The following is a 22,083-nucleotide window of genomic DNA, read 5'->3' on the forward strand; positions in this document are numbered from 1 at the left end:
AACTGCGCAAAGGGGGGCGAGGGGGCGCAGCCCCCATGCAGTGACGGGAAGGGTAGGGGCGGCGGGGGCGAGGGAAAGGCTCAGCGGGCCGTCGACGTGACCCGTTCGCTCTCGATGCGCTTCGCGAGCGCGTCCTCCCCGAGCAGATCGAGGTTCCGGCACAACACCACGGACCCCCCAGCGGCCAACGCGGCGTACAACCCCGCACTCAACCCCTCCCACGTGTCGTAAGACAACCCGGACAACACCCGCCCCCCGGGCCCCGCCAGCCCGAGCGCCCCCGCATCCCCCCGAGCCCGCTCGACCACCCCGCCCCCCGAGAACTCCGCCCCCGCGACCACCAACGCCGCGGACTCCGGATCCACAGGCCCGTACGCCCGGAACACATCCCCCTGCCCCGGCACCTCGACCGCGTAGTCGACGTACCCGCCCGGCACCTGCGCGAAGCGACGCCCCAGCGGCGCGAGCGACAGCGCCACCCGCTCCCCGGAACACGCGAGCCCGGCCTCGAACTGCCCGGGCCCGGCGACCACATGATCGGCGTCGCCCGCGTCACCCCCGACCTGCGCCACGACACCCACCGAGGAACACGCGAGCAGCCACACCGCCGTCTGCCAGTGCGCGGGCAGCAGCAGCGCCACCCGCTCGCCGGGCTCGGCGCCCAGTTCGCCCTGGAGCAGATTGGCGGTCTTGGCCACCCAATTGGCGAAGGTGGCCACGGACAGTTCGACACGTTCGCCCGTGGCGTCGTCGTAGAAGGTCACCAGGGGGCGCGCGGGGTCCGCGGCGAGCGCGGATCGCAGCAGGTCGGCAGGGGTGCGGTCGATGGCGGTCACGGGACGCAAGCGTACGCGGGCGGCTCCCCGGGCGGGGGAGACAGGGCCACCGGTTCGGCGGAGTACGACCGACGGTCCGTCATATCCCGGATGGACAGATAAGTCTGACTATGTCCAGGATCAGGGGCATGCGCGCATCTCTGGCTTCCTCGATCGCCGTCACCTGTGCGGCCGCCCTGGCCCTCCCGCTGACCCTGTCCTCCGACGCCACGGCGACCCCCGCGGCGGCCGAAAGACGGACCACCGGCACATCGGCCCCCGGCGGCACGACCCCCGGCAGCACCCAGTCCCTCCCCCTCACCCCTCTCACTTCCAACGCCCCCCGCACCCCACCCTCGTCGTCCTCGTCCCCGTCCTCGGGCGACCGCACCCTGCCGCCTCCCGCGCTCGCGCCCGCCCAGGGCCTGGCCCGCCGGGACGTCCGACACTTCTCCCTCGTGGGCGTCGTCTGGGACAACCCGGACAGCGAACTCCACGGCCGGGTCCAGGTCCGTACCCGCGCGACCGGCACCGCGAAGTGGTCCGCCTGGCAGGACGTGGACACCCACAACCACGAGCACGCGGCCGACCCGGACACCCCGGAGCGCGCCTCCGGCCGGGTGCGGGGCTCCACCGCACCCCTGTGGGTGGGCGACTCGGACGGCGTGGAGGTCAGGGTCCAGGGCGAGGCGGACGGCCGGACGGGCGCCGACGGAAGAGCCGTCACCGCCGAGCCCCTCCCCAAGGGCCTGCACGTCGAACTGGTCGACCCCGGCGCCGAACCGCCACCCCAGGGCCCCGAACTGAACGCCCCGCCCCCGGGTGCCCTGACCGCCGAGTCCGCGGCGGCGGCCTCGGCGGCCGTCAACGCCGAGCTGGCGCCCATCGGCGCCACCGAGATCCCGGCCCTGAGCCAGAAGGAGACCCGGGCGGACCTGCTGGCCACCCGTGGCGAGGAGGCGGACCCGACCGCTACGACGGGCACGACAGGTACGACGGGCACGACGGGTACGGCCGTCGGCGGGGCCGCGAACCCGCGCGCGAAGCCGTACATCGGTGCCCGTCCGCGCATCGTCACCCGCCGGGGCTGGGGCGCCGACGAGGGGCTGCGGGAGTCGAACTTCAGCTATACGAAGACGGTGAAGGCCGTCTTCGTCCACCACAGCGCCTCGGGCAACAACTACCGCTGTGCGCAAGCGCCTTCAGTCATCCGCAGTATCTACCGCTACCACGTGAAGAGCAGCGGCTGGCGGGACATCGGCTACAACTTCCTCGTCGACAAGTGCGGAAACATCTACGAGGGCAGGGCCGGTGGCGTGGCCAGGCCCGTGATGGGCGCACACACGCTCGGTTTCAACAGCAAGAGCATGGGGATCGCCGTCCTCGGAAGTTTCGGCACCGCGAACCCGCCCGCCGCCTCGGTGAAGGCCGTCGCGAAGCTCACGGCATGGAAGCTCGGCCTCTACGGGGCGAACCCGCGCGGCAAGACCTACCTCAGGTCGGGAGGCGGAAATCTGTACCGAAAAGGAAAGAACGTACGACTCAATGTAATCTCCGGTCACCGGGACGGATTCGCCACCGAATGCCCGGGCGGCCGGCTCTACGCGAAGCTCGGCAAGGCCCGTACCACTTCGGCCCGCTACCAGGGGCGATGACGTCCGGTCGGCGGGAGCGGGGTGGCCCGGTACGCCGGGCCACCCGCTCCCGGCGGCTCCCCACGGCCACCTCCCAGAGGCGCCCCACAGCCATCGAAACGGTCTGCATACACTGGCCGGTCGAATGACCGTTCGACCGGCCCCAGCAGGAAGCAGAGACGACAGGTGACAGAAGCGATCCTCCTGGTCGGCGGCAAGGGCACCCGGTTGCGTCCTCTCACGGTGCACACGCCCAAACCGATGGTCCCGGCGGCCGGCGTACCGTTCCTCACGCACCAGCTGGCACGGGCGAGAGCGGCCGGGGTCGAGCACATCGTGCTCGCCACGTCCTACCTGGCCGAGGTCTTCGAGCCCTACTTCGGCGACGGCTCGTCGCTGGGGCTCCACATCGAGTACGTCACCGAGGACGAACCCCTCGGCACCGGCGGAGCCATCCGGAACGTGGCCGCCCGGCTGAGATCGGCCCCCGACGACCCCGTACTGATCTTCAACGGGGACATCCTGACCGGCCTGGACATCCCGGCCCTGGTCGACACCCACCGGTCCTCGGGCGCGGACGTCTCGCTGCACCTGACCCGGGTGACGGACCCGCGGGCGTACGGGCTGGTCCCGACGGACGCTTCGGGCCGCGTTCAGGCGTTCCTCGAAAAGCCCCAGACCCCCGAGGAGATCGTCACCGACCAGATCAACGCGGGCGCGTACGTCTTCCGCCGGTCGGTCATCGACTCGATCCCCGTCGGCCGGCCCGTCTCGGTCGAACGGGAGACGTTCCCGGACCTGCTGGCCGCCGGGGCCCACCTCCAGGGCATGGTCGACTCCACGTACTGGCTGGACCTGGGCACTCCGCAGGCCTTCGTCCGCGGCTCCGCCGACCTGGTCCTCGGCCGGGCGCCGTCCCCGGCCGTCCCTGGCCGCTGCGGCGACCGCCTGGTCCTGCCGGAGGCCACCGTCGCCCCGGACGCCAAGCTCACCGGTGGCACGGTCGTCGGCCGCGGCGCGACCGTGGGGGAGGGGGCGCGCGTCGTCGGCAGCGCGATCCTGGCGGGCGCGGTCGTCGAACCGGGCGCGGTCGTGACGGACTCCCTGATCGGCGCCCGCGCCCGGGTGGGCGCGCGCTCGATCCTCACGGGGGTGGTGGTCGGCGACGGAGCGGTCGTCGGCCCGGACAACGAACTCCGGACCGGAGTCCGAATCTGGTGCGACGCCCACATCCCCGAGGCATCCCTCCGCTTCTCCTCGGACCAGTAGGACCGCACGCAAGGGATCGCGCAGTTCCCCGCGCCCCTCAGCGCCAGTTCTCGGGTGCGGGCCGTATGTGGCTGGCCGCGCAGTTCCCCGCGCCCCTGAAAAGCGGGCTGCGCCCGGCTCTTCGGCCTCCCCGCGCCCCTGAGCCCCTCAGGGGCGCGGGGAACTGCGCGAAGGGGGGCGAGGGGGCGCAGCCCCCATGCAGTGACGGGAAGGGTAGGGGCGGCGGGGGCGGAAGAAGCTCACAGCAGCCCGATGTCCCCGCGGGGCATCTTCGGATGCCGCCGAGCCGGCGTACGCCCGCTCAACAAAATCAGCCGAGCAGCCCGATGCCGCTGCCCGGCATACGGCTCCAACAACCCCAACATCACGGAATCGTCCGCATCCCGATCCCCCGCCAACGCGAACCCCACGATCCCCGGCAGATGAAGGTCCCCGACCGTCACCGCATCCGCCGCCCCATGACTCCGCTGCACCACCTCCGCCGAGGTCCAAGGCCCCACCCCGGCCACCACTTCGAGCCGCTCCCGAGCGGCAACGGGGTCGAAGGCCACAGCCTCCTCCATCCGCCGAGCCACCCGCACGGCCCGCAGAATCGTCGACGCCCGCTTGTTGTCGACCCCGGCCCGATGCCACTCCCACGAGGGAATCAGCGACCAGACCCGCGGCTCGGGCATGACGAACATGCGCCCCTCCACGGGCCCGGGCGCGGGCACGCCGTACTTCCGCACGAGCAGCCGCCACGCCCGGTACGCCTCGTCGGTGGTGACCTTCTGCTCCAGAACCGACGGAATCAGCGACTCCAGCACCAGCCCGGTACGCGTCAGCCGCAGCCCGGGCCGCCGATGCCGGGTCAGCGCGACCAGCCGGTGCCGGGGCTCGAAGGCATCGGGATCGTCGGCCTCCCCGAGCAGCAGGGGAAGCCGGTCGAGCAGCCACTCGGCCCCGGGCCCCCACGCCTGTCCGCGCACCACGCCCGCGCGCAGGGACACCCGCAGGGTGCCGGGCCCGACGGGGGTGAGACTGGCCCGCCACACGGACCCGTCCGGGGTCGCACGGAAGGTGGGATCGGCGGGCCCCCGCCGCAACGGCCCGAGCACGAGCCCCAGATCGAGCGGCCACGGCGGCACCCATTCCCGCGTCAGCCCGCCGCCACCGCCACCGGCCGCCGCACCCCGGGGCTGGGGCACGGACCCGGGCACCACGACATGCCCGCCGCGCACGGTCGTACGCGTGGGCCGCTGTTCGAAGCGTCCGGCCACGGATGAGGTCCTTCGGTAAAGAAGCTGCTCGGGATACCCGCACAAGGCTATGCGCCGGTCACCGGCCTTCAGGTCGGTCACCAGGTCCGGTCACCGCACCTCGATGAACGCCCCCGCGTCCCGCCCCGGCCGGGCCTTCGGCTCCTCCGCCGCGTGCCCGACGGCGACGGCCCCCATGGGATCCCAGTTCTCCGGCAGCGCCAGCACGTCCCGGACGACGTCCCGGCAGAACATCGTCGACGACACCCACGCGGACCCGAGCCGTTCCCCGGCGAGCGCGACCAGGAAGTTCTGCACCCCGGCACCGGTGGCGACCACGAACATCTCCCGCTCGGCCCCGTCGCGCCGGGCGTCGCCGTACGTGTGGGACCCGTCCATGACGAGACACGGCACGACGAGATACGGGGCCTTCCTCAGCACGTCCCCGCGGCGCACCCGCTTGGCGATGGACTCCGCGCTCTTCCCGTCCCGCTCCAGATCGGCGATCCAGGCGTCCCGCATGGCGTCCAGCAGCCGCGTCCGCGACTCCGCGGTCTCCAGGAGGACGAATCGCCACGGTGTCGTGTGGTGCGGGGCGGGCGCGGTCACCGCCGCGGCCACCGCTCGCCGTACGGCACCGGGGTCGACGGGCTCGTCGGTGAAGGCCCGTACGGTACGCCGCTGGGTGACGGCCTCCCGGACGGCCTCGGAGGTGCCGAGCCGGAACATGTCGTCGCGCGCGCCCCGGACCATGCCCCTGGTCCCTTCGTCCTCGCCGCCGTCCGTGCCCACCACGTGGGACAGCCCGCGCACGACGGCGACGGGCAGCCCGGTGGCCTTGCCCTTGACCAGGTCCCCGGCGGCGGCCAGTTCGTCGGCGGTGGCGACGACGGTGGCGCCCAGCGGATTCCCGTGCGCGTCCGTGCCGCCCCGCAGATCGTCGAGCACGCGCACTCCGGCGGCCCCGATGGCGACATCGGTGAGCCCGGTCCGCCAGGGCCGGCCGAAGGTGTCCGTGACGAGGACGCCGACCTCGACACCGAGCGCGTCCCGCAGGCCGTCCCGGATGGTGCGGGCGGAGGCGTCGGGGTCCTCGGGCAGCAGCAGTACGGTCCCGGCGGGGGTATTGGAGGCGTCGACGCCGGCGGCGGCCATCACGAGCCCCTGCCGGTTCTCCACGATCCGCAGCGGTCCGCGCCGGGCCACGACCCGTACGGTCTCGGCGTCGATGGCGGACTCCCGGTCCACCGCCTCCACGACGCGGCCCTCGGCCTTGGACACGATCTTGGACGTGACCAGCAGCACATCCCCGTCCGCCAGTCCCGGCCCGGCGGCGGCACCGGCACCGGCGACCGCACTGGCGATCAGTTTGGCGAGGTCGTCCCCGGGCCGTACCTCGGGCAGTCCTGGGAGCGCCCACACCCGGTAGCCGGGCGCGGCCGGCGGGAGCCCGCTCACCGGCACCCCCGTACCCCGGGACATCTCGTCGCCGTCGCTCAAGCGCCCCGCACCTCCTCGGCCAGCGTCAGCGCCTCGCGGGCCATCTCGGCCGTCGCGGCGAGGTCGGTCATCATCAGCGGCACGGCACGGCACCGGATGCCCGCCCCGGTGACCCGCTCGACGACGTCGGCGTCCACGGTGTCGACCAGCCAGCCGTCGAGGAGCCCCGAGCCGTAGTGCTCGGCGACCGCGGCCGCGGTGGACTCGACGCCGACGGCCGCCAGGACCTTGTCGGCCATGCCGCGCACGGGCGCGTCCCCGACGATGGGGGAGAGGCCGACGACCGGGACCCCGGCCTCGGCGATCGCCTCCCGGATGCCGGGCACGGCGAGGATGGTGCCGACGGACACGACGGGGTTGGACGGCGGGAAGAGGATGACGTCCGCGGAGGCGATGGCCTCCAGCACCCCGGGCGCCGGCTTGGCCTGGTCGGCTCCCACGGGCACCACCGCGTGCGCGTCCACGGAGGCCCGCAGCCGCACCCAGTACTCCTGGAAGTGGACGGCCTTGCGCTCACCGTCGATCTCGACGGCCACATGCGTCTCGACGCGGTCGTCGGACATGGGGATCAGCCGGACGCCCGGCTTCCACCGGTCGCACAGCGCCTCGGTGACGGCGCTGAGCGGATATCCGGCGCTCAGCATCTGCGTGCGCACGATGTGCGTCGCGAAGTCCCGGTCGCCGAGGCCGAACCAGGAGGGCCCGGCGCCGTAGGCCGCCAGCTCCTCCTTGAGGTGGAACGTCTCGTCGGCCCGCCCCCAGCCCTGGTCCTCGTTGATACCGCCGCCGAGCGTGTACATCACCGTGTCGAGATCCGGGCAGACCTTCAGCCCGAAGAGGTGGATGTCGTCCCCGGTGTTGCCGATGACGGTGATGTCCGCGTCCGGCGCGGCCTGCTGGAGACCACGCAGGAACCGGGCACCGCCGATGCCGCCTGCCAGAACCACAATGCGCATGGCATGCAGTCTTGCAGGCGGCTACGACAACGCGTCAGCCGGTTACGACAACGCGTCACCGATGACCGCGTCACCGGACCTCGGCCATCGCGCACCGCGCGTTGGGCGCTGCCGCGGCCGAACGGAGGTGCGACTCGGGGAGCATCGGCATCTCCGTCAACCCGGGGTAGTAGACGTGCAGGCTCACGGCCGGTTCGAGCGAGTCGTTGACGACTTCGTGCGCGTAGCCGGGCGCGAACACCCGCTGGCTTCCCGCGGCCAGCGCGCGCGTGCCCCGTCCGGTGCGCTCGGTCAGCGCTCCCTCCAGGACGGTCAGCACGCCGGAGGAGGGGCCGTGGTCGTGCAGCCCGCTGCCCTGCCCGGGGACCCAGGACAGCAGCCACACCTCGTAGCCGGGGCCGGTGCGCAGCCGGTGGTACCAGCGGGAGGCCGCGTCGTAGCGGACGAGGTGCTCCCACTGGGAGCGGTCGGCGGCGATGGAGCGGGCGAGGCCGACGAACTCGGCCACGGTGGCCGGGTGTTCGCGCGGCGGCTGGAGGAGGTGCGGTACTTCGAGGATGTCGCCGGCGATCTGGAGGTCGCTGTCGCTGTTCATGGAGTGCGGTGGTTTCCTCGGCGGAAGAGAGTGCTGGAGGTCTGGGATGTCACGTACCGGCCGCCCGGATCGCGGGCGTGAGGTGTGCCCCGGTGGGGGCGGGCCCTGGTACGGGCGGAAGGGGACCGGCGGCCGGTCTCAGTGGACCCGGCGGCAGCGGGAGCGCGGTGAGCTCAACAGCTGCGACAGCAACAGCTACAGCGAGCGTGGACAGCACCGAGGGACCCGGCGGTGCGGGTCGAGGTGAGTGCCAAGTTCGCGAGCATGCCCACCAGCACACCGGTTCACACCCCCACTGTCAACTTGACGTCCGATATGTGGGAGATCTTTCACCTCTTCCGGGCCACCTCGGAGGTGAAAGGTTTGTGCAGGAGGTTGCCGGGACACATGGCGCACAACCGGGCGCACGAACCTCGGCGCGACCCCGCGATCCCTGTGTGATCCGAGTGATCCATATGTGATCCGGTTCGCTTCGTCGGTCGTGTCGGAACGAGATCGAACTCCTGGGCGTCTTCCTCTGTACAAGTCACGTGCGGAGTCGGTGTCCCACTGGCTCCCTTTCAGCTGTCAGGGTTTATGCCGATTTGAACACTTTCCGCATGGCCTTGGTTCCGCAGAGTGAATAAGGGGCCCAATAGCAGATCTCGGCTTGACTGGGCCGGAGCAGCGCAATTGTAATTTCACTCGTGTCGTTCAGCCGAAATCGGTAGCGGCAGCATCACGGGGACGCGAGACGGACGAGGGGCGCATATGACCGAGCTGTTTCAGGAACTGCTGGTCGACGAGGCCGAAGAGGAGATCGGCTGGCAGGAGCGGGCGCTCTGCGCGCAGACCGACCCCGAGTCCTTTTTCCCCGAGAAGGGCGGCTCCACCCGTGAGGCGAAGAAGGTCTGCCTCGCCTGTGAGGTCCGCTCGGAATGCCTTGAATATGCCCTCGCCAACGACGAGCGCTTCGGTATCTGGGGCGGTCTGTCCGAGCGTGAGCGGCGTCGTCTGAAGAAGGCCGCCGTCTGATCGTTGCTGGACAGGGACCAGAAGTGACCTGATTGCATCCGGTCGTACTTCGGTCACACTCCGATCGTGTTCCGATCGAACGGCGCACACCCCTACGTAGTGATACGTAACGCACGGCCCGTCGCGGGTGGGTTGTCCACAGGCGGCGGGCCGCGCCGTTGTGCAGCCGTTAGTGTGGGCCTCCGTCCGAGACGCCCCGTGATCCCCCAAGGACACAGGCGTCCACCGCAGTCCAGCGAACCGGGGCCCGTACCTCGATGTCCGTGCACAGCCATTCGGCAGGTCAGTACGACACTGCCTCCGCAGCGTTCGACCCGGCCGGCCCGATGGTGTCCGACCCGGGCCGCCCGCCCGAGTTCCCGAGGCACGTGGTCACCGCCGTGCTCGTCTCGCACGACGGCGCCCGCTGGCTGCCCGACGCCCTCTCCGGGCTGCTCGGCCAGGAGCGCCCCGTGCAGAACGCCGTGGCGGCCGACACCGGCAGCGCGGACGCCTCCGCCCAGCTGGTCACCGACGCCCTCGGCGCCGACCGGGTGCTCCACCTCGCCCGGCGCACCGGCTTCGGCCAGGCCGTCGAGGAGGCCGTCCGCATCGCGGGCGTGCTGACCCCGGAGGAACTTCCGTACCTGAAGCGCCCCAGCGGCTGGGACCCCGTCACCCGCACCTGGCGCGACGACGCGTACGACATGCCGGAGCTGCCGCACGGCGAGCCCGAGCAGTGGCTGTGGCTCCTGCACGACGACTGCGCCCCCGAGCCCGACGCCCTGGCCCAGCTGCTGCGCGTCGTGGAGAACGAACGGGAACTGGGCAAGGACGTCGCCGTCATCGGCCCCAAGCTCCGCGGCTGGTACGACCGCAGACAGCTCCTCGAAGTAGGCGTGACCATCGCCCACAGCGGCCGCCGCTGGACCGGCCTCGACCGGCGCGAGCAGGACCAGGGCCAGCACGACCACGTGACCCCCGTACTGGCCGTCTCCACCGCCGGCATGCTGATCCGCCGCGAGGTCTACGAGGAGCTGGGCGGCTTCGACCGCAGGCTGCCCCTGATGCGTGACGACATCGACCTGTGCTGGCGCGCCCAGTCCGCGGGCCACCGCGTCCTGGTCGCCCCCGAAGCGGTCGTACGGCACGCCGAGGCGTCCTCCCGCGAGCGCCGCACCGTCGACTGCGTGGGCCGCACCTCCGCCTCCCCGCACAAGGTCGACAAGGCGGGCGCCACCTACACCCTCCTCGTCAACGCCCGCACCGCGGTCCTCCCCTGGATCCTCGTGCGGCTCGTCCTCGGCACCCTGCTGCGCACCGTCGCCTACCTCGTCGGCAAGGTCCCCGGGCAGGCGGTCGACGAGATCCGCGGCCTCCTGGGCACCCTGCTGCGCCCCGAGCGCATCATCGCGGGCCGCCGCAGGCGCGGCACCCCGCAGGTCGACAAGGACGAACTGCGCGCGCTGTTCCCGCCCCCCGGCGCCACCGTCCGGGCCACCGTCGAGCAGGCCGCGGGCAACCTCGTGGGCCGCTCAGACCCCGAACTGAACGCGGCGGGACGCCACGGCAGCGCGGTCGAGTCCGGACCGGGCGGCGACGACGCCGACTTCCTCCAGGTCGAGCAGTTCGCCCGCCTCAAGCGCGTCGCCCGCAAGCCCGGGCCGATGGTCTTCGTGGTGCTCCTCTTCTTCACCCTCATCGCCTGCCGCGAACTCCTCGGCGGCGGTGCCCTCGCGGGCGGCGCGCTGCTGCCCGCCCCCGCGGACTCCTCCGAACTGTGGGCGCGCTACCTGGACGGCTGGCACCCCGTCGGCGCCGGCGGCACGCAGTCCGCGCCGCCCTACCTCGCGCTCGTCGCCATGCTGGCGAGCGTGCTGTTCGGCTCCGCCGGACTCGCGGTCACCGTCCTGCTGATCGGCTCGGTGCCGCTGGCCGGCTTCGCCGCCTACTTCGTCTCCCGGCCGCTCGTCGAGTCGCGCCTGCTGCGCGCCTGGGCGTCCGTCGCGTACGCCTTCCTGCCCGCCGCCACCGGCGCGCTCGCGGGAGGCCGCCTCGGCACCGCCGTGCTCGCCGTCCTGCTGCCCCTCATCGCGCGCGCGGGGATCGCGGCGAGCGGTCTCGCCTCGGAGTCCGGCCGCGGCAGCTGGCGTGCCACCTGGGCGTACGCGCTCCTGCTGACGCTGGCCACCGCGTTCACGCCGATCGTGTGGCCCATCGCGCTGGTGCTCGGCGTCGCCCTCGCGGTCGTGCGCCGCGGTGACATCGCCGCCTACGGACTGCGCCTCCTGGTCCAGCTCGGCACCCCGCTGCTGGTCCTCGCCCCCTGGTCGCTCACCCTGCTCCCGTTCGGCTTCTTCCAGGAGGCCGGCATGGAGTACGAGTCGGGGGCGGCCTCCGCGCTCGACCTGCTGGGCGCGAGCCCCGGCGGACCCGGCACGGTCAGCGGGCTGATGCTCATCGGCATCGTGTGCGCCGCCGTGGCCGCCCTGATGCGCGCGGAACGGCAGCTGGGCATCTGGGCCGCCTGGACGGCAGCCCTGGTGGCGCTCGTCTTCGCCGCCCTCTCGAACGGCTCCACCTGGGCCGGACCCGCCACCCTCGTCTACGGCCTCGCCTTCCTCGCCGCCGCCGCGCTCGGCGCCGACGGGGCACGCTCGCGCGTGGCCGAGCAGAGCTTCGGCTGGCGTCAGCCCGTCGCCGTCCTCATCGCCTTCGCCTCGGCCGCCGGGCCCCTGCTCATCGCCGCCGGCTGGATGATCCGCGGCGCGGACGGCCCCCTGGAGCGACGAGATCCCGTCCAGGTCCCCGCGTTCGTCGCGGAGGAGAGCGGCACCCGCGACCAGGCCCGCACGCTCGTCCTCGGCAGCGACACGGAGTCCAAGGTCGGCTACACCCTCGTCCGCGGCTCCGGCGCCCGCCTCGGCGACGCCGAGCTGGCCGCGGCGGACGGCGAGAACAAGATCCTCGACAAGGTCGTCGCCAACCTCGTGGCGGGCTCCGGCGCCGACCAGGCCGACCAGCTCGGCGGCTTCGCCGTGCGGTACGTCCTGGTGCGCGACGGCGCGCCCCGCGAGGTCGCCCGCGTCCTGGACGCCACACCGGGCCTGAGCCGCCTCAGCCAGCAGGACGGCAGCGCCCTGTGGCGCGTCGACCGGCAGGTCGCCCGCGCGGCCGTCGTGCCCGCCTCCGGCGACCCGCAGCCCATCGCCGCGGGCCCCGTCGAACTGCACACCAAGATCTCCGCCGGTGCCGAGGGCCGCGTCCTGCGCCTCGCGGACACCGCCGACGAGGGCTGGACGGCCACCCTCGACGGGAAGCCGCTCACCAGGACCACGGTCGACGGCTGGGCCCAGGGCTTCGAACTGCCCGCCACCGGGGGCCGCCTCGACGTCACCTTCGAGGCGCCGTTCGGCCACACCGGCTGGCTGTGGGCCCAGGGCGCGCTCGCCGTCGTCCTCGTGGTGCTCGCCCTGCCGGGCCGCCGCCGCGACGTCGACGACGACCTCCCCGAGGAGGACGTCGCACCCGTCGAGTCCGCGTCCGGCGAGGGCCGCAGGGCCCGCCGGCTGCGCGCCCAGGCCGAGGCCGAGGCCGAACAGACGGAACAGGCCGAGCCGGCCGCGCACGCCGAGCAGGCCGAGCAGCCGGAGCGGACCGACCTGTTCGCGCCCGGCGCCCCGCCCCCTCCGGGGGAGGCCCCGGTGGTCGCCCCGGTCCCGCAGCAGCAGTCCTACGACGAGTGGGACGCGACGACGTACGGCGCCGAGTACGGCACCTACGAGCAGCAGCAGTACCAGGGCGCCCCGCAGTACCCCGCGGGCACCTACGAGCAGCAGCAGTACCAGGCGGACCCGTACCAGGCGGACCAGTACGACCCGTACGCGGCGTACGGCACGGGGAACGGGGGGTACGACCCGTCGCAGGCGTACGGCCAGGGCTACGACCCCTCGTACGACCAGCAGCAACAGCAACAGCAACAGCAACAGCAATCGCCCCACGGCACCGACAGTGAGCGCCCCGACGGGAGCCAGCAGTGAACCGCACCACCGTGTCCCTGATCGCCGGCGTGGCCGCGCTCGCCGCCGTCACCGGCTTCGCCTCGATGTCCGAGCCGCAGGCCGCCGAGGAGGGCACGGCCAAGGCGGCCGCCCAGCTGCCCGTGGAGCGCACGAGCCTGCTCTGTCCGGCTCCCAGCACCTCGGACCTCGCGGAGACCGCGTACACGTCCTTCACCCCCGTCACCAAGGGCACCGGTACGAGCGGCAAGGCCGAGCTGGTGGCCGCGGGCGCGCAGTCGGCCGACGAGGACGAGGACGAGAAGCAGGACAGCGAGCAGGACGACAAGAAGGACGGTGAGAAGGACGGCAAGAAGGAGAAGCCCGTCCTGACGCCGAAGGAGCCCGGGAAGCCGGTGACGGGCAAGGCCTCGGGCGCCGAGTCGCCCGCGCTGGTCGGCACGGCCGAGGGCAGGTTCGCCCCCGGCTGGGCCGTCCAGCAGACCACCGAGGTCGAGGCGGGCACCGGCCGCGGCCTGCTCGGCACCAGCTGCTCGGCCCCGGACACGGACTTCTGGTTCCCGGGCGCCAGCACCGCCAAGGAGCGCACGGACTACGCGCACCTGACCAACCCCGACGACTCCGCCGCCGTCGCCGACATCGAGCTGTACGGCAAGGACGGCGTCCTGAAGTCGACGGTCGGGGAGGGCATCAAGATCCCGCCGCACTCCAGCGAGTCGGTGCTCCTGTCGACGCTCATCGACGAGCCGGAGACCAACCTCACCGTGCACGTCACGGTTCGCAGCGGCCGGGTCGCCGCCGCCGTCCAGGCCCTGGACGACACGCTCGGCGGCGACTGGCTCAACGCCTCGGCCGCTCCGGCGGGCAGTCTCGTCCTGCCGGGCATCCCGAAGGACGCCACCTCCGTACGGCTGGTCGCGTTCGCGCCCGGTGAGGCCGACGCCGACCTGAAGGTGCGGCTCGCCTCGCCGACCGGCACGATCACCCCCGCCGGGCACGAGACGCTGCACGTGAAGGCCGGCATGACGGCCGCCGTCGACCTCGGCGACGTCACGCGCGGCGAGGCGGGTTCCCTGGTGCTGTCACCGACCGGGAAGTCCACCCCGGTCGTCGCGGCCCTGAGGGTCGTACGCGGCAAGGGCGACAACCAGGAGACGGCGTTCATCCCGGCCACGGCCCCGGTGGGCGCGCGGGCGACGGCCGCCGACAACCGCGCCAAGGGGTCCACGCTCTCCCTGGTCGCCCCCGGCCGCGGCGCGAAGGTCAAGGTCACGGCCTCCGCGGGCAGCGACGGCGGAACGGCCGCCTCGAAGACGTACACGGTCAAGGCCGGCACCACGCAGAACGTCGACCTGCCCGTGCCCGCCGGCCTCAAGGGAACGTACGCGCTCACGGTGGAGCCGCTGTCCGGCGGGCCCGTCCACGCCTCGCGCATGCTCGAAGCGGCCGAGGGGGGCGTGCCCATGTTCACCGTGCAGACCCTCCCGGACGACCGGGGGACGGTGAGGGTGCCGGAGGCCGAGCAGGACCTCTCGGTGCTGCAGAGGAAGTAGGACGGCACCTGCACTCTGGGGAGGAGCCCGGACCGGAGCGTCCGGGCTCAGTCCTCCCCGTAGCGGGGATCGACGGTCTCCGGGGTCAGGCCCAGCACCTCGGCGACCTGTTCCACCACGACCTCGTGCACCAGCGCGGCCCGCTCGTCGCGGCTCTTCGTACGGATCTCCACGGGGCGCCGGTAGACGATGACCCGGGCGGGCCGGCCCTCGTGCGCCGGAGTCGTGCCGCCCAGGGGCACGGCCTCGTCGCCCCAGCCCTCGTCGCCCGCCGGATCGAACCGGGGCACCTCCAGCACCATGAACTCGATGTCGGAGAGCTGCGGCCACCGCCGCTCCAGCCGCTCCACGGAGTCCTGCACCAGATCCGCGAACACCTCGGCGCGACTGGCCGAGAGGGGCACCTGCGGCGGTGCCACGGGCCCACGCATCCCGCGCCCGTGTCGATCACGACGGCGGGGCCTGGGTTCGGCGGGAGGGGGCGGCACGGGGTTGTCCATCACTGACGAAGAGTAGTCCCCGCGCCCTGCCGCCGCCCGCACACGGCACGCGTCCCGCCCGTGGCCGTGGACCGCCGTTCCGCGCGCCTCCTGGGACCTCGTGTCCGGCGGGTGTCCGACGGGTCGCAGGATGAGTATTCCAGCCAAGCTCAGGCTGGATTCCGTATCCTCCCGGACTGGATATTGTGCGGAGATCGACAGCTTTTGAGCGTCTCATGACCACTCCCGGGTCTGTCCGACACCTCGTCAACACCCGTACCAGCAGGTCGAACAGGCTCGCCGGACACCTCCTGTGTCAGGCGTCACAGCACGACACGGGGGAGTGGGCCGGGGAGGAGTCGTCGCGGCCCGCTCAAGAGTGCGGTACCGTCCAACATCGTGAGCCCTGTACGTCGCTGTTCGCGCACCGCTTGCGGCCGTCCCGCCGTAGCGACGCTGACGTACGTCTACGCCGACTCGACCGCGGTCCTCGGCCCGCTCGCCACCTACGCCGAACCCCACTGCTACGACCTGTGCGCCGAGCACTCCGAGCGCCTCACCGCGCCGCGCGGCTGGGAGGTCGTCCGGCTCGCCGACGCCTCCGCCCCCTCGCGCCCCAGCGGTGACGACCTGGAAGCGCTCGCCAACGCGGTCCGCGAGGCGGCCCGCCCGCAGGAGCGCCCCAACCGCCAGGGCGGCGGCAACGCCCGCGGCGCCGACCCGATGGAGGTCGCCCGCCGCGGCCACCTGCGGGTCCTGCGCTCACCGGATTCCTGAACCCTCCCTCTTCGCGGGGGACTTCCCCCCGGGTGTGTCCCCTGTGGCCCGTGTGCATTCGGTGCATGTTTCGCTCAGTGGTGCATGACCATTGACGTGCGCTTGTCGCGGACACGACCATTTTCCCCGGCCCGTGAGAAATTAATTTCCGCATAGCGGAATCGGGGGAGGCTCCGTGTACGTCCAGGAACTTGAGCCCTTGGCCGACTCGCTCGGTCTGTCCGCGCTCGTCGCGACCCTGCCCCTCGTCATCGTCCTCGTCCTGCTCGGCGGGGTCCGCATGAAGGCGCACCTGGCCGGCCTCATCGGACTCGCCGCCGCGGCCCTGGTCGCCACGCTCGCGTACGGCATGCCCGTGGGCCAGACCCTCTCCAGCGCCGCCCAGGGAGCGGTGTTCGGCCTCTTCCCCATCCTGTGGATCGTCGTCAACGCCCTCTGGGTGTACCGGATGACCGTCCGCACCCGGCACTTCGACATCCTGCGCCGCTCCTTCGGAAGGCTCTCCGACGACCCGCGCATCCAGGCGCTCGTCGTCGCGTTCTGCTTCGGCGCGCTCCTGGAGGCCCTCGCGGGCTTCGGAGCGCCCGTCGCCATCTGCTCGGTGATGCTCGTCGCGCTCGGCTTCGACCCCGTCCGCGCCGCGGTCGTCGCGCTGGTCGCCAACACCGCGCCGGTCGCCTTCGGGGCGATGGGCACACCGGTCGTGACGCTCGCCCAGGTCACCGACCTGCCCCTGGACACCGTCGCCTCCGTCGTGGGCCGCCAGACCCCGCTGCTCGCCCTGGTGGTGCCCCTCGTCCTCGTCTTCCTGGTGGACGGCCGACGCGGTCTGCGCGAGACCTGGGTACCCGCCCTGGCCTGCGGAGTCGCCTTCGCCGTCGCCCAGTTCGCCGCCTCCAACTACGTCTCCGCGCAACTCGCCGACATCGGGGCCGCCCTGGCCGGCGCGGGCGCGCTGATGGCGGTGCCGCACGCGCGCAGGCCCGCCGCCGAACCCGTACGCGCCGCCGTCCTGACGGGCACCCGCAGCGAGGACCTGGACGAGGAGGACCCGCGCCCCGAGGTGCTGCGCGCGTACGCCCCGTACGCACTGATCGTGGTGATCTTCTCCATCGCCCAGATCCCGCCCGTCAAGGACCAGTTGGCGAAGGCGACCCGGGTCTTCGACTGGCCCTTCCTGAACGTCGTGAACCCGGACGGCGACCCGGTCGGAGGCAATGTCTTCACCTGGCCGATCGTGTCCACCGGAGGCACGCTGGTGCTGCTCGCCGGAGTGTGCACGGCCGCCGTTCTCGGGGTGCACGCGCGCGTGGCCCTCAAGGAATGGGCCGCCACCGTCCACGAGTTGCGGTTCGCGATCCTCACCGTCACCTCCGTCCTGGCGCTCGCCTACGTCATGAACCTGTCCGGACAGGCGGCCACGATCGGCCACTTCGTGGCGGCGGCCGGCGCGGGACTCGCCTTCCTGTCACCCGTCCTCGGCTGGTTCGGAGTGGCCGTCTCCGGCTCGGACACCTCGGCCAACGCGCTCTTCGGCGCCCTCCAGGTGACCGCGGCGAGGGAGTCAGGACTGTCCCCGGAACTCCTCGCGGCCGCCAACAGCTCGGGCGGTGTCCTGGGCAAGATGATCTCCCCGCAGAACCTCACCATCGCCTGCGCGGCGGTCGGACTCGCGGGCCGGGAGGGCGACCTGCTGCGCAAGGTGCTGCCGTGGAGCCTGGGACTTCTGCTGGTCATGTGCCTGATCGTCGTCGGGCAGAGCTCACCGGTCCTGGAATGGATGCTTCCGTAGGTCCGTCCGAGGCCCGCGTGGGCGTACGGGTAGTTTTGGGACCTCTGTAGAGGACTGGGTCGAGCACTCGGTCGAGGACTCAAGGCTCAAGGAAGGCTGGCCGTGACCGCTGATCTGTCGCAGCTCGTGAAGGCGTACGACGTACGCGGGGTGGTCCCGGACCAGTGGGACGAGACCCTGGCCGAGCTGTTCGGTGCCGCCTTCGTGCAGGTGACGGGAGCGGACGCGATCGTGACCGGTCACGACATGCGCCCCTCGTCACCGGGGCTGTCCCGGGCCTTCGCGCGCGGGGCGGCGGCGCGCGGCGTGGACGTGACGGAGATCGGGCTCTGCTCGACGGACCAGCTGTACTACGCGTCGGGGGCGTTCGGCCTCGCGGGCGCGATGTTCACGGCCTCGCACAACCCGGCCCGGTACAACGGCATCAAGATGTGCCGGGCGGGCGCGGCCCCCGTCGGCCAGGACACCGGCCTCACGGAGATCCGGGAGCTGGTCGAGTCATGGCTCGACGAGGGAGCCCCGACAGCGCAGGCCCCGGCCTCCGGAGCCGCCGCCCCGGATGCGGCACCCGGCACGATCACGGCGCGCGACACGTTGGAGGACTACGCGGCGCACCTGCGCGGCCTCGTCGACCTGACCTCGATCCGCCCCCTGAAGGTCGTGGTGGACGCGGGCAACGGCATGGGCGGACACACGGTCCCGACTGTCTTCGCGGGCCTGCCGCTGACCCTCGTCCCGATGTACTTCGAGCTGGACGGCACGTTCCCGAACCACGAGGCGAACCCGCTGGACCCGGCGAACATCGTCGACCTCCAGAAGCGTGTCCGCGAGGAGTCGGCCGACCTCGGCATCGCCTTCGACGGCGACGCCGACCGCTGCTTCGTAGTCGACGAGCGCGGCGAGCCGGTCTCCCCGTCCGCGATCACGGCCCTGGTCGCCGCCCGCGAGCTGGCCAGGCACGGCGGCAAGGGCACGGTCATCCACAACCTGATCACCTCCTGGTCGGTCCCGGAGGTCGTCCGCGAGAACGGCGGCACTCCGGTACGCACACGGGTGGGCCACTCCTTCATCAAGGCCGAGATGGCCGCCTCCGGGGCGATCTTCGGCGGCGAGCACTCCGCGCACTACTACTTCAAGGACTTCTGGAACGCGGACACGGGCATGCTCGCGGCCCTCCACGTCCTGGCGGCCCTCGGCGGGCAGGAGGGCACCCTCTCCGCCCTCGTCGCCCAGTACGACCGCTACGCCGGCTCGGGCGAGATCAACTCAACGGTCGACGACCAGACGGCCCGCCTCGCCGCGATCCGCACGGCGTACGAGGGCCAGGAGGGCATCACCCTCGACGAACTCGACGGCCTCACCGTCACGGCGGCCGACTGGTGGTTCAACGTCCGCCCCTCGAACACGGAGCCGCTGCTGCGGCTGAACGCGGAGGCGCGGGACGGGGGGACGATGGCGCGGGTGCGCGACGAGGTGCTGACGCTCATCAGAGGCTGAGGGGCAGTGGTCGTCCGCGGGCCCGGTGGGGGCTGGTCGCGCAGTTCCCCGCGCCCCTTGGTATCTCAGCCTGTCCGGCGTTTGAGGACGAGCGCGGAGCGCGATCAGGGGGCGAGGGGGCGCAGCCCCCATGCAGTGACGGGAAGGGTAGGGGCGGCGGGGGCGAAGACCCCCCGCGCCCACCCCCACGCAGCGGTACCCTGACCAGGCCACATCCCCGCACCCCACCCCCCCGAAGGGACCCGACATGCCGCTAGAAGCCGGCCTCCTGGAGATCCTCGCCTGCCCGGCCTGCCACGCCCCCCTCAAGGAGGCCTCCTCCGAAGAGCAGGAGGCCGAGCTGATCTGCACGGGCAAGGACTGCGGCCTGGCCTACCCCGTCCGCGACGGCATCCCGGTCCTCCTCGTCGACGAGGCCCGCCGCCCCGCGTAGACCCCGCCGGTCACGGAGAAGCGACCCGCGAAGCGCCCGCAGTAGCAACGCCGCAGAAGCAACCCCGCACAAGCGACCCCGCCAGGCGTCCGGAGGCTGCCCACCATGTTCGACGAAACACTCCTCGACGACCCGGAGGCGCTGGCCCGCGCGGACCGGCGGGACCTGCTCCGCGGCGCCGCCGAAGCGGGCGCCCGCGTACGCACCGCCGTCCGGCACGCCACCGAGGCCGGCATCGCCGAGCTGAAGCCCGACGGCCGCCCGCGCGCCATCCTGACCGCGGGCCCCGGCCTCGCTGCCACCTGCGTCGCCGACCTCCTCGGCTCGCTCGCCGGCGCCGCCTGCCCCGTCACCCGGCTCACCCCCCGCGGAGTGGCCCCCGCCGCGGGCGCCCTGCTCTGGGAACTCCCCGGCTGGGCGGGTCCCGTGGACCTGCTCCTGGTCGCCACCCCGGACGGCAGCGAACCCGGCCTCTCGCTCCTCGTCGAACAGGCCTACCGGCGCGGCCTCACCGTCGTCGCCGTCTGCCCGACCCGCACCCCGCTCACCGAGGCGGTCGCGGTCGCCCACGGCCTCTCCGTACCGATGGCGACCGCCCCCTACGAGCCGCAGGCCCCCACCACCGCCTCGGCCCCGGGCTCCCTCTGGGCGCTGCTCACCCCGCTGCTCGCGCTGCTCGACCGCACCGGCCTGCTGTCCGCGCCGCCCGACGCCCTGGAGAGGGTCGCCGACCGTCTCGACCAGGTGGCGGAGCGCTGCGGCCCGGCCATCGCCACGTACAGCAACCCCGCCAAGACGCTCGCGTCCGAGCTCGCCGAGGCGCTTCCGGTGATCTGGACCGAGGGCGATTCCGCGGGTCCCGCGGGCCGCCGCTTCGTCGGGGCCCTGGCCGAACTCGCGGGACGCCCCGCCCTCACCGCCGAACTGCCCGAGGCCCTGGCCGCGCACAGCGTCCTCCTCGCGGGCACCCTGGCGGCGGGCGCGGACCCCGACGACTTCTTCCGCGACCGGGTCGAGGAGGCGCAGGTCGTCCACGCGCGCGTGGTCCTGCTGCGCGACCGCCCGGCCGGCGGCCGCACCGCCGCCCCGGCCGCCCGCGAGCTGGCCCTCAGCCACGACACGGCGATCAGCGAACTCGAACCGGAGGAGGGCGGCGACCTGGAAACACTCGCCGAACTGATCGCCGTCACGGATTTCGCCGCCGTTTACCTGGCGCTCGCCTCGACGGCCTGACCTTGAGCCACGCCTCCTGAACCTGGAGCCAGGCACCCCGAACATCGAGCCACGCCTCCTGACCGGAGCACGCGTACCAGCGCACGTACGGAGAAGAAGACAGAGCATGGACCGCCTCGACAACACCGTCCGCCCCTACGCCTGGGGCTCCACCACGGCCATCCCGCGGCTCCTCGGCACCGAGCCGACCGGCGAACCGCAGGCGGAGATGTGGATGGGCGCCCACCCGGGCGCGCCCTCGCGCACCCCCCGCGGCCCCCTCACCGAGGTGATCGCCGCGGCCCCCGAGCGTGAACTGGGCACCGGTGCGGTCGCGAAATTCGGCCCGCGCCTGCCCTTCCTGCTCAAGATCCTCGCCGCGGGCGCCCCCCTCTCCCTCCAGGTGCACCCCGACCTGACCCAGGCCAAGGAGGGGTACGAGGACGAGGAGCGCCGCGGTGTCCCGATCGACGCCCCGCACCGCAACTACAAGGACGCCAACCACAAGCCCGAACTGATCTGCGCGCTCACGGAGTTCGACGGCCTGTGCGGCTTCCGCGCCCCGCTGGAGGCCGCCGCACTGCTGTCGGCCCTGGAGGTCGACTCCCTCAAGCCGTACGTCGACCTGCTGCACGCGCACCCCGAAGAGGCCGCGCTGCGCGAGGTGCTGACCGCGGTACTCACTGCCGACCCCGAGCTGATGGCCACCACGGTCACCGAGGCCGCCGCTGCCTGCGCCCGGCTCGGCGGCGCCCATGCCCCGTACGCCTCGATCGCGCACCACTACCCCGGCGACCCGGGTGTCATCGCCGCGATGCTGCTCAACCACGTACAACTGCAGCCCGGTGAGGCGCTGTTCCTCGGCGCCGGTGTGCCGCATGCGTATCTGAACGGCCTCGGCGTCGAGATCATGGCCAACTCCGACAACGTGCTGCGCTGCGGGCTCACCCCCAAGCACGTCGACGTCCCCGAACTCCTGCGCATCGTCCGCTTCGAGGCGGGCGACGCGGGCGTACTGCGCCCCGAGGCCTCCCCGGACGGCGAGGAGGTCTACGAGACCCCCATCGACGAGTTCCGCCTCTCCCGGTACGTCCTCCCGGCGGGCGGACCCGACCGCGACCTCACCCGCGGCACCCCGCAGATCCTGCTGTGCACCGCGGGCTCCGTACGGACGGGCGACATCACGCTCGTCCCCGGCGGATCCGTGTTCGTCCCGGCGGACGAAAAGGTGGAAGTCTCCGGAAGCGGGACGATTTTCCGGGCCACGGTCGTCGTCTGACGGAATCACCGGGCGTCACTGCGGCGGCCCGGCGTTCCGGGG

General features: G+C 72.7%; 17 protein-coding genes. 11 read left to right on the forward strand and 6 right to left on the reverse strand.

Features of this window, described 5'->3' with window-relative positions:
- Positions 1-80 precede the first annotated feature (80 nt).
- Positions 81-836, reverse strand: a complete 756-nt coding sequence (locus J8N05_RS10255; protein ID WP_210882099.1) for a TIGR03089 family protein — start codon at positions 834-836, stop codon at positions 81-83.
- 110 nt (positions 837-946) lie between these two features.
- Here J8N05_RS10255 and J8N05_RS10260 point away from each other — a divergent pair, with 110 nt between their 5' ends.
- Both J8N05_RS10260 and manB read left to right on the forward strand, forming a co-directional pair.
- Positions 947-2,470, forward strand: coding sequence for a peptidoglycan recognition protein family protein (locus J8N05_RS10260; protein WP_210882100.1), 1,524 nt, complete (start codon positions 947-949; stop codon positions 2,468-2,470).
- Between the two features lie 165 nt (positions 2,471-2,635).
- The gene (manB, locus tag J8N05_RS10265; protein ID WP_210882101.1) at positions 2,636-3,718 is read left to right on the forward strand and encodes a mannose-1-phosphate guanylyltransferase; all 1,083 of its coding nucleotides are present in this window, start codon (positions 2,636-2,638) and stop codon (positions 3,716-3,718) included.
- Between the two features lie 239 nt (positions 3,719-3,957).
- On the opposite strand, the gene J8N05_RS10270 is transcribed toward manB, so the two are convergent.
- The 4 genes from J8N05_RS10270 to J8N05_RS10285 all read right to left on the reverse strand — a co-directional run bounded on the left by J8N05_RS10270 (position 3,958) and on the right by J8N05_RS10285 (position 8,007).
- Positions 3,958-4,977 carry a DNA-3-methyladenine glycosylase family protein gene (locus J8N05_RS10270; RefSeq protein ID WP_210882103.1) on the reverse strand — a complete coding sequence of 340 codons (1,020 nt, stop codon included), beginning with the start codon at positions 4,975-4,977 and terminating at the stop codon, positions 3,958-3,960.
- Between the two features lie 90 nt (positions 4,978-5,067).
- Positions 5,068-6,438, reverse strand: a complete 1,371-nt coding sequence (locus tag J8N05_RS10275) for a coenzyme F420-0:L-glutamate ligase (RefSeq protein WP_210890114.1) — start codon at positions 6,436-6,438, stop codon at positions 5,068-5,070.
- Between the two features lie 14 nt (positions 6,439-6,452).
- On the reverse strand, positions 6,453-7,412 hold the full coding sequence (gene cofD / locus J8N05_RS10280) for a 2-phospho-L-lactate transferase (RefSeq protein ID WP_210882105.1): 960 nt from the start codon (positions 7,410-7,412) through the stop codon (positions 6,453-6,455).
- A gap of 70 nt (positions 7,413-7,482) precedes the next feature.
- Positions 7,483-8,007: a cysteine dioxygenase gene (locus J8N05_RS10285; RefSeq protein ID WP_210882106.1), complete on the reverse strand. Its 525-nt coding sequence runs from the start codon at positions 8,005-8,007 to the stop codon at positions 7,483-7,485.
- 750 nt (positions 8,008-8,757) lie between these two features.
- Between J8N05_RS10285 and J8N05_RS10290 the strand changes: the two genes are divergently transcribed.
- The 3 genes from J8N05_RS10290 (at position 8,758) to J8N05_RS10300 (ending at position 14,572) form a co-directional block, all read left to right on the forward strand.
- A complete protein-coding gene (locus J8N05_RS10290; protein WP_107022476.1) occupies positions 8,758-9,021 on the forward strand; it encodes a WhiB family transcriptional regulator in 264 nt (87 codons plus the stop codon).
- 257 nt (positions 9,022-9,278) lie between these two features.
- Complete coding sequence (locus J8N05_RS10295) at positions 9,279-13,040, forward strand: glycosyltransferase (protein WP_210882107.1); 3,762 nt, start codon at positions 9,279-9,281, stop codon at positions 13,038-13,040.
- Positions 13,037-14,572: a DUF5719 family protein gene (locus J8N05_RS10300; RefSeq protein ID WP_210882108.1), complete on the forward strand. Its 1,536-nt coding sequence runs from the start codon at positions 13,037-13,039 to the stop codon at positions 14,570-14,572. The genes J8N05_RS10295 and J8N05_RS10300 overlap by 4 nt, the downstream gene beginning before the upstream one ends.
- A 47-nt stretch (positions 14,573-14,619) precedes the next feature.
- Here J8N05_RS10300 and J8N05_RS10305 read toward each other — a convergent pair whose 3' ends face one another.
- On the reverse strand, positions 14,620-15,072 hold the full coding sequence (locus tag J8N05_RS10305) for a metallopeptidase family protein (protein ID WP_210890115.1): 453 nt from the start codon (positions 15,070-15,072) through the stop codon (positions 14,620-14,622).
- Positions 15,073-15,447: 375 nt separating this feature from the next.
- Here J8N05_RS10305 and J8N05_RS10310 point away from each other — a divergent pair, with 375 nt between their 5' ends.
- From J8N05_RS10310 to manA, 6 genes are all read left to right on the forward strand, one after another.
- Complete coding sequence (locus tag J8N05_RS10310) at positions 15,448-15,828, forward strand: DUF3499 domain-containing protein (RefSeq protein WP_210890116.1); 381 nt, start codon at positions 15,448-15,450, stop codon at positions 15,826-15,828.
- A gap of 175 nt (positions 15,829-16,003) precedes the next feature.
- The gene (locus tag J8N05_RS10315; protein ID WP_210882109.1) at positions 16,004-17,620 is read left to right on the forward strand and encodes an L-lactate permease; all 1,617 of its coding nucleotides are present in this window, start codon (positions 16,004-16,006) and stop codon (positions 17,618-17,620) included.
- 102 nt (positions 17,621-17,722) lie between these two features.
- Positions 17,723-19,117 carry a phosphomannomutase/phosphoglucomutase gene (locus tag J8N05_RS10320; protein WP_210882110.1) on the forward strand — a complete coding sequence of 465 codons (1,395 nt, stop codon included), beginning with the start codon at positions 17,723-17,725 and terminating at the stop codon, positions 19,115-19,117.
- 247 nt (positions 19,118-19,364) lie between these two features.
- Positions 19,365-19,550, forward strand: a complete 186-nt coding sequence (locus J8N05_RS10325) for a Trm112 family protein (RefSeq protein ID WP_107022483.1) — start codon at positions 19,365-19,367, stop codon at positions 19,548-19,550.
- 105 nt (positions 19,551-19,655) lie between these two features.
- Positions 19,656-20,783 (forward strand): SIS domain-containing protein, encoded by a 1,128-nt coding sequence (locus J8N05_RS10330; protein ID WP_210882112.1) that lies wholly within the window; start codon positions 19,656-19,658, stop codon positions 20,781-20,783.
- Positions 20,784-20,889: 106 nt separating this feature from the next.
- Complete coding sequence (gene manA, locus J8N05_RS10335) at positions 20,890-22,041, forward strand: mannose-6-phosphate isomerase, class I (RefSeq protein ID WP_210882114.1); 1,152 nt, start codon at positions 20,890-20,892, stop codon at positions 22,039-22,041.
- Positions 22,042-22,083 lie beyond the last annotated feature (42 nt).

It is taken from the genome of Streptomyces liliiviolaceus, from assembly GCF_018070025.1.
Classification (GTDB): domain Bacteria; phylum Actinomycetota; class Actinomycetes; order Streptomycetales; family Streptomycetaceae; genus Streptomyces; species Streptomyces liliiviolaceus.

Bases quoted from the DNA above. Each gene is read 5' to 3' on its own strand.
- J8N05_RS10330 (WP_210882112.1), top strand. From the start codon at position 19,656: ATGTTCGACGAAACACTCCTCGACGACCCGGAGGCGCTGGCCCGCGCG.
- J8N05_RS10290 (WP_107022476.1), top strand. From the start codon at position 8,758: ATGACCGAGCTGTTTCAGGAACTGCTGGTCGACGAGGCCGAAGAGGAG.
- manA (WP_210882114.1), top strand. From the start codon at position 20,890: ATGGACCGCCTCGACAACACCGTCCGCCCCTACGCCTGGGGCTCCACC.
- J8N05_RS10305 (WP_210890115.1), bottom strand. From the start codon at position 15,072: ATGGACAACCCCGTGCCGCCCCCTCCCGCCGAACCCAGGCCCCGCCGT.
- J8N05_RS10295 (WP_210882107.1), top strand. From the start codon at position 9,279: ATGTCCGTGCACAGCCATTCGGCAGGTCAGTACGACACTGCCTCCGCA.
- J8N05_RS10275 (WP_210890114.1), bottom strand. From the start codon at position 6,438: ATGTCCCGGGGTACGGGGGTGCCGGTGAGCGGGCTCCCGCCGGCCGCG.
- J8N05_RS10260 (WP_210882100.1), top strand. From the start codon at position 947: ATGTCCAGGATCAGGGGCATGCGCGCATCTCTGGCTTCCTCGATCGCC.
- J8N05_RS10325 (WP_107022483.1), top strand. From the start codon at position 19,365: ATGCCGCTAGAAGCCGGCCTCCTGGAGATCCTCGCCTGCCCGGCCTGC.
- cofD (WP_210882105.1), bottom strand. From the start codon at position 7,412: ATGCGCATTGTGGTTCTGGCAGGCGGCATCGGCGGTGCCCGGTTCCTG.
- J8N05_RS10285 (WP_210882106.1), bottom strand. From the start codon at position 8,007: ATGAACAGCGACAGCGACCTCCAGATCGCCGGCGACATCCTCGAAGTA.